Annotated in this window: 7 protein-coding genes and 1 pseudogene; 6 read left to right on the top strand and 2 right to left on the bottom strand. The window is 40.9% G+C overall.

The window, feature by feature from the left end:
* Positions 1 to 90: 90 nt before the first annotated feature.
* Positions 91 to 270: pseudogene (locus tag NI465_RS16780) on the top strand (IS4 family transposase); the annotation flags it as partial.
* 19 nt (positions 271 to 289) lie between these two features.
* Here the strand turns inward: NI465_RS16780 and NI465_RS16135 are convergent.
* Positions 290 to 463 carry a hypothetical protein gene (locus NI465_RS16135; RefSeq protein ID WP_004281965.1) on the bottom strand — a complete coding sequence of 58 codons (174 nt, stop codon included), beginning with the start codon at positions 461 to 463 and terminating at the stop codon, positions 290 to 292.
* A gap of 217 nt (positions 464 to 680) precedes the next feature.
* On the opposite strand from NI465_RS16135, the gene NI465_RS16130 reads away from it, so the two are divergent.
* From NI465_RS16130 to pnuC, 5 genes are all read left to right on the top strand, one after another.
* Positions 681 to 869, top strand: a complete 189-nt coding sequence (locus NI465_RS16130) for a hypothetical protein (RefSeq protein ID WP_253145969.1) — start codon at positions 681 to 683, stop codon at positions 867 to 869.
* Positions 870 to 1,479: 610 nt separating this feature from the next.
* Entirely contained in the window at positions 1,480 to 1,611 is a 132-nt protein-coding gene (locus tag NI465_RS16735; RefSeq protein ID WP_005100775.1) for a hypothetical protein, read from the top strand.
* 299 nt (positions 1,612 to 1,910) lie between these two features.
* Positions 1,911 to 3,116, top strand: coding sequence for a phosphotransferase enzyme family protein (locus tag NI465_RS16125; RefSeq protein ID WP_253145970.1), 1,206 nt, complete (start codon positions 1,911 to 1,913; stop codon positions 3,114 to 3,116).
* A 40-nt stretch (positions 3,117 to 3,156) separates the two neighbouring features.
* Entirely contained in the window at positions 3,157 to 5,337 is a 2,181-nt protein-coding gene (locus NI465_RS16120; RefSeq protein WP_253145968.1) for a TonB-dependent siderophore receptor, read from the top strand.
* A gap of 28 nt (positions 5,338 to 5,365) precedes the next feature.
* On the top strand, positions 5,366 to 5,935 hold the full coding sequence (gene pnuC, locus NI465_RS16115) for a nicotinamide riboside transporter PnuC (protein ID WP_253145967.1): 570 nt from the start codon (positions 5,366 to 5,368) through the stop codon (positions 5,933 to 5,935).
* A gap of 177 nt (positions 5,936 to 6,112) precedes the next feature.
* Here the strand turns inward: pnuC and NI465_RS16110 are convergent.
* The coding region (locus tag NI465_RS16110) for an aldehyde dehydrogenase family protein (protein WP_253145966.1) at positions 6,113 to 7,221 on the bottom strand (1,109 nt) is incomplete at its 5' end.

Raw genomic sequence — 7,221 nt, 5'->3', positions numbered from 1 at the left:
ACGGAATTAGGTCGACCACTTACCCAAGTTACGCCTTAAATTTGGCTCAATTAGGGGCGCTTTGCATTTCAAATCTTTGTGCAACAAAGCCTTCTGAATATATTAAGATTCGACTCTTTAGACTCCGCAGGTAATTTACCTAAACATTTAGAAAGTTTACTGGAAAAATCTAAGAGATATGTTTTGCCTGAGAGGGGAGTGAGGAGTTGCCCACGAGTTGTGAAAGGGACACCACAGAAATACCCAAAAAAATGCCAGTCAATTTCTTAACTGACCGGCATTCCTTTAATTAAGGGCTTTCAGATGATTCAGATTTTTTGTCTTTCTCATTTCCATAATCTAAAGCAACCTGTTGCGCTTCGGCGGCGGCAGTTGCTTCTATTGGAATGGATTCATCTGCAATAGCTACTGTTCCAGTAAATCCAAATAAGCTCAGGATTAGAATCTTTGAATACTTTTCCATCTGAATTTCCTCTATGTTTCTAAAACTTAATTTCAGTGTAGAGGCTAAGTTTAAATTCCGATGTATGAGCTATGTCTGCGTATGTAAGATATTCAGGATCCAAGTTATAGAACCTTGGGTTTAGGTAAGAATACTTATCGGATGAGTTTTTTTGTAGCGTTAATTGGCCAAATACAGACCGATTTTCTTAAAAATCTTTTGTAGCGAAGATAATTTAATGGCAAATTATAAAAAGAGCATGGCAATGGTCAACTGCGGTAATCCCCCCTACAATAAAATCCAAGAAGACATAAACAATATGGAACCAACTACGATGAAATGGATCGGCAATAATATTGAGTTAAATGACATGCAGGGTGTCCATACTTTCTTATTAAGTTTAGAAGAAGAAGGTGGTGTTGATTAATCGCGGTATGTCATGAGTCTTATACAGGATATCGCCCAGTACATAAGGTTAAGTTTGAAAAGAATTAGCACCTCCTCTGAGAGATTTTTCTTTACCAGCCCTGTTTTTGTAACATCTAGTAATTTTTTTGTAACCTTATTGTTACTTATTGTTCACTTTGTTTATTATATAAAAGATGAAAGGTGGAGAATTTAAGATGCTCACTAAGGTCGAAGCCATTGTGATTTTACTAATGGTAATTGCATTAATACTCATTATTTATGAAATGGGACAAGGACTTAATTGGACTTTATAAACGCTTTCTCAGTTTAAAAAAAGTCCTCAATTGATGGCATTAATTTATTTATCAGAAGTTTCAGAATTTTGATCTTATACTTGGCTGACTAAAGATGAATAATATCTATATTGGTGATATTGTTTACCTAGTTTACGGTAGTCATCCAATGATGGTTGAAAAATTGCAGGATAATTTAGCTACTTGTATATGGTTCAGTGATAAAAAACATTTTTTTCGTGAGAATTTTCCCTTAAATATCTTAATAAAAAAAACGTAATTCAACAAAATATACCTGGGCGAATTCAAAGCTCATAGTGTACAGGTCATTCGACCATGGCATGTGTTACTGATCTGAACAATGAATCACTGGTAGAATTTGCTGCTGAGGAACATGGATTTAAAGAGCTACTTAGTGAAGTCATGAAAATGAATTACGGTGCATTTCAAAACTATGTTATCGCTTGAACTGAGGATCAGAAAGCTTGTTTGAATCGATATATTTCATCCGCAGATTATGCGCGAATGCTAAGAAATCTGGAGTTCGAATATTAACCAAAAAGAAGATCATTTTTTGATTTATGCGAGAGATCTATTTTATTTTTATATTTATAAGGCTAAACTTGCCTCCAATTCAATACTGGTATGTACCACTTAATTTTAGGGCGTGTCTTCAATATTAAATGTATTTAAAAATACTGTTTGCATGTTCGCCTAAACAATGATTTTCCATTATTAGATAATGATCTAGCTCAGGAATAGTGATGATGACCATAATTACCAATGATTTAGGTCATGGTATGGGCAATGCCTGGGAACATAAAGACTGGGCACATATTTCTGATCCAGAATTACAAAGCCTGCAGCAGCATTATTCCTGTTTACAAGGTCATATTCAGATTTTGTGGTGTAGTCCCCGGCCATTTTCATCTGCGGCGCTGGTCAAGGTGGAGCAGGATTTTGTGAGCAGGGATGAAGCAGTCGCGCATCAGTATTTGATCAAGCGCAGTCATTGTTCATTTCGTCGTGCCCACGATATTTTACAGGAGCATGCCGTTCTTCAGCATTTAGCCAGCAAAGAAATTCCTGTTGCAGCATTGATTAGGTCAAATCAAGATCTGACTGCTTTAGAGCTGGGTGACTGGACCTATGAAGTTTATGCAAAAGCAGCCGGTTTAGATCTGTATGCAGATCAGCAATCCTGGAAACCTTTTTTCTATGCTGAACATGCCGCCAAGGCAGGGGCTTTACTGGCCAGACTACATCTGGCGATGCAGGATTTTCCCGAACAGCAGGGCAGATCAGCATCTTATTTGGTTTCCAATCAGCAGCTTTTAGACAGTGAAAATATCATTACAGCCATTCAACAGCGCATTGCAAACAGTTCAGAATTAAGCCGTTATTTTGCCGATAAAAATTTAGATCCTTACTTTTTAGATCGAATCTTACAGGTTCACCAGCGTATTCAGCCTGTATTGCAACAGGCAAGCAAAATTTGGACCCATAACGATTTACACGCTTCTAATCTGTTTTGGTCAGCGCCGGATGCCAAAGCTGAAATTACTGCCGTAATTGATTTTGGTTTATCTGACCGAAACTCTGCACTTTATGATCTGGCTGTGACGATTGAACGTAATTTCATTGATTGGTTGGAATTAGAGCAGAGCCCACATATTCAGATTGATGAAGCTGGTTTAACCACCTTTCTACATGCTTATTTTTCTGAAGTACATCCACAAGAAGATTTTAGTATTTTGCCAGAACTACTGAAAATCGTGCATTTGGATTTCGCTTTTTCAGAGCTTGAGTATTTTATTGGGATTACTCAAAACCAGCAACATGCAGATGCTGCTTATTACGACTGGATTATCGGTCATGTGGACTGGTTCTTTGGCGAACAAGGTCAACAATTTACCCAGACCTTAACCCGGCTCATTCAAGATGAATTGCAATCTTCTCAATGCTCTCTCTAAACCCAGCATCATCACCCACTTCACAGACATAAGGTTTCGTATGAACACTCGTCAACTCAAACAGAATGTATTAATCCGATCTTTAAATATGATCATTCTGTCGCAGCTGTGTTTAGCCCCGCTGACTTATGCTGAAGACGATGTTCGACAGCTTGACACGATTGTTATCACAGCCGATCAAAGCATTCCTTACTCGAGTGCTAAAGTGAATGTTGAGGGATTTGCTACGGACAGTCTGCAAAAAATACCTGCATCGGTCTCTATTTTGACTGCTGATCTCATTGCTGAACAACACGCGCGTGTGCTGACCGATGTTGTAAAAAATGATGCGGCGATCGGTGATGGCTATGCTGCAATTGGCTATTATCCAAACTTTGTCTCGCGTGGCTTTGCACTCGATTTGGCATCTAGCTACCTCATTAATGGCAATGTGATTCGTGGTGAACAAAACGTCGCACTTGAAAACAAAGAACGTGTGGAAATTTTAAAAGGCATGTCCGCGATTCAAAGTGGGATGTCGACCCCGGGTGGGGTTGTGAATTATGTCACCAAGCGACCGAAAGATATTCAGGCACTGACATTCTCGGCCGATCAACACGGCCAGTTTTCAGTGGCAACTGATCTCGGTGGTTTTTTGGGTGATGAGCAACAATTCGGATATCGCATCAATCTGGTGAATGAACAGATGGAGTCTTATGTCGATCATGTGGAGGGTGAACGCTATTTAGCGGCATTGGCCTTAGATTGGAAAACATCTGAGCAATCTAAATTGGAATTTGATCTTGAAGCACAGCGTTCCGAACAAAAATCAGTGCCAGGTTATCAATTACTCGATGGCAAAGTCCCAGAAAATGTGAAATGGGATCGATTGCTGGGTTATCAGACTTGGGGTAAACCGGTCAAGATCGATAGTCTGAATAGCAGTTTAAAATATAGCTATGCTTTGAATAGTGACTGGAACCTGGGACTCGTTGCAGCACACAGTAAATCCAGAGTTGATGACTATTCAAGCTTTGCTTATGGTTATTATCGGGAAGGCTGTCTGGAAGAGTATTCCTGTAACACGTTTGGTAAAGCTGGCGAGTATGATATTTATGATTTTCGTAATCCGGATGACACCTTTAAAACCAACCAATTTAAAGTCAAATTGGATGGGGTGATTGATACCAATTGGGTACAACATCACCTTAACTTTGATTTGACTTACACCGATAAATCTAGAAATCGTTACAACGGTATAAACCAGTACATAAATTCAGAAGACTATGTTGGTAATATTTACCAAGATACCTACGACAGGATCCCAGAAGAAGGAAATCTAGGTCCTTATTTTAAAGCTTTAGACAGTAAACAAACTGCATTGACGTTTCTTGATCGTATTGAATGGAATGAACATTGGACCACTTTGATTGGCGGAAAATGGATCGAGCTGGATGAACAAGCATATGATGCAGATCGGGTAAAAGTCCGCGATACTGATTTAGGCAAATTTTTACCGCAATTTGCGATCAGCTATAGCCCCTTGGAATCGACTACCGTCTATGCCTCGTATGCTAAAGGCCTGTCAGGTGGAAAAACAGCGCCTTGGTTTGCAGAGAATGCGGCTGAAACTCTAGCACCGATCTATTCAGAGCAATATGAAATTGGTTTCAAACAACAGATCCATGATTTCCTGTTGACTGCAGCCGTTTTTGATTTACGTCAGGACAATCAATATAGCAAGCCGATTTCAGGACTTCGCTATTTTATTGCGGAAGGCGAACAGCATAGTCAGGGCCTGGAATTAGGACTGAATGGTGCATTAACCGACCATCTGGCCTTAACTTCATCTTTAGCCTTGACCAAAGCCCGTTTAGAAAATGTGGAAGCGGTTGAATATGGTAATCATCAGGCGCAAAACGTGCCAAAAGCTCGTTTCGCAACACATCTTCGCTATAACGTACCGAGCATTGCAGGTTTCACTGTTCTGGCAGGTGGTCAATACAGTTCCAGCAAATATGCCAACAAAGAGGGTGCTGCGAAAGTTGCAGGTTATAGTGTGGTTGATTTAGGCGCTGCTTATCAATTTAAACTAAATACGACCGATGCATTGCTACGCTTGAATATTAATAATCTGTTCAACAAGAAATACTGGCGTGATGCAGGTGAATTTTTGGGTGACGATTATTTATTCTTGGGTTCGCCGCGTACAGCAACCTTGTCATTCAATCTGAACTTCTAAATTGGCTGCTTAATCAGGTTATATTGCTATGGAAAATATAGAAATTGCAGCGTTTATTTTAAACGTTTTAGGTGTCTGGTTGACGTCTAAACAATATAAAGCCTGCTGGTTGGTGAATATTGTCGCTGTATTTCTGTATATCATTATTTTTTATCGTGTCAATTTATTTGCAGACGCAGCATTACAAGCCGTATTTATCTTGATGCAACTGTATGGCTGGTATAGCTGGTCGAAGAAAAATCATGACCAGGCTATCACCGTGCAGATTGGCTATTTGAATAAAAAAATCTGGGTATATAGCCTGATTGTGGGTATTGTCGCCGGTCTGGTGATTGGCGCCTTATTTGCTCATTTCACCACAGCATCACTCCCTTGGTTGGATTCCATGTTGGCCTCTTTTAGCTTGGTGGCAAGTTATTGGGCGGCAAAAAAATATATTGAAAGCTGGGGATTATGGTGTGTGTTAGATGTGATTTATGTCGGTATGTACACCCATAAATCATTGTATTTAACAGCCGTACTCTATTTTCTCTTTATTCTTCTTGCACTGAATGGCTGGAGAATGTGGCGAAATCTTTATAGAGTGAAATTATCTTGAAATGACACTATTGCAAATAGAAATTTGAGGTGAGGCTCTTTCCTTTAAAAAAAGTGTTTATAGACTAAAAACTTTATTTGAATTGGCCGCAGCTTGAAGATGTTGCTGATATTTTGTGAAAGTTAGCTACCATACATTCAAAGCGAACCGAAGTTCGCTTTGAATGTATTTCACTTTTTAAAAGAACCCGGCTGGTTTGGTTGAATAACTCACCAGCAGGTTTTTGGTCTGTTGATAATGATCCAGCATCATTCTGTGATTCTCACGTCCAATGCCTGATTTTTTATAACCACCGAAAGCCGCATGCGCAGGATAGATGTGATAACAGTTGGTCCACACCCGACCCGCCTGAATAGCACGACCAGCGCGGTAGGTGGTATGTGCCGAACGTGACCAGACACCGGCACCGAGTCCGTAAATCGTATCGTTGGCGATCTTGATCGCATCGTCGAAGTCTTTAAAGGTGGTCACAGCCAGTACAGGTCCGAAGATTTCATCCTGAAAGGTCTTCATGTCATTGGTGCCTTTAAAGATGGTCGGTTCAATATAGAAACCTTGACCGACTTCCTGACGTGCTTCACCGCCAGTCAGGATCTGTGCACCTTCTTCACGGCCAGTGGCAATACAGCCCAGAATCTTGTCCTGCTGTTCCTGAGAAGCTTGCGCGCCAATCATAGTATCAGTATCCAGTGGATGACCGGTTTTAATGCGTTGTACCCGTTCTACTGCACGCGCTAAAAACTCATCGGCAATACTTTCCTGTACCAAGGCCCGGGAAGGGCAGGTACAGATTTCACCCTGGTTCAGGGCAAACATGGCAAAGCCTTCCAGAGCTTTGTCCAGATAATCGTCTTCCTGATCCATAATGTCGGCAAAGAACAAGTTTGGTGATTTACCGCCAAGTTCCAGAGTCACCGGAATAATATTTTCAGTCGCATATTGCATGATCATCTGACCCACGGCGGTTGAACCGGTAAAGGCAATCTTGGCAATGCGTGGATTGGTCGCCAGTGGACGGCCGACTTCGACCCCATAGCCATTGACGATATTCAATACGCCCGGTGGTAAAATATCCTGAATCAGTTCAGCCAGAACCAGAATACTGACCGGGGTCTGTTCTGCAGGTTTCAGCACAATACAATTGCCTGCAGCCAGGGCAGGCGCGAGTTTCCAGGCGGCCATCAGAATCGGGAAATTCCAGGGAATGATTTGTCCGACTACACCAAGCGGTTCATGGAAATGGTAGGCAATGGTATCTTCATCAATTTCGGAAATGCCGCCTTCCT

The sequence above is a fragment of the Acinetobacter lwoffii genome (assembly GCF_024129855.1).
GTDB classification, from domain to species: domain Bacteria; phylum Pseudomonadota; class Gammaproteobacteria; order Pseudomonadales; family Moraxellaceae; genus Acinetobacter; species Acinetobacter lwoffii_L.
The sequence above is the reverse complement of the archived record's forward strand: the minus strand, read 5'-3'. Positions and strand labels throughout refer to the sequence as shown.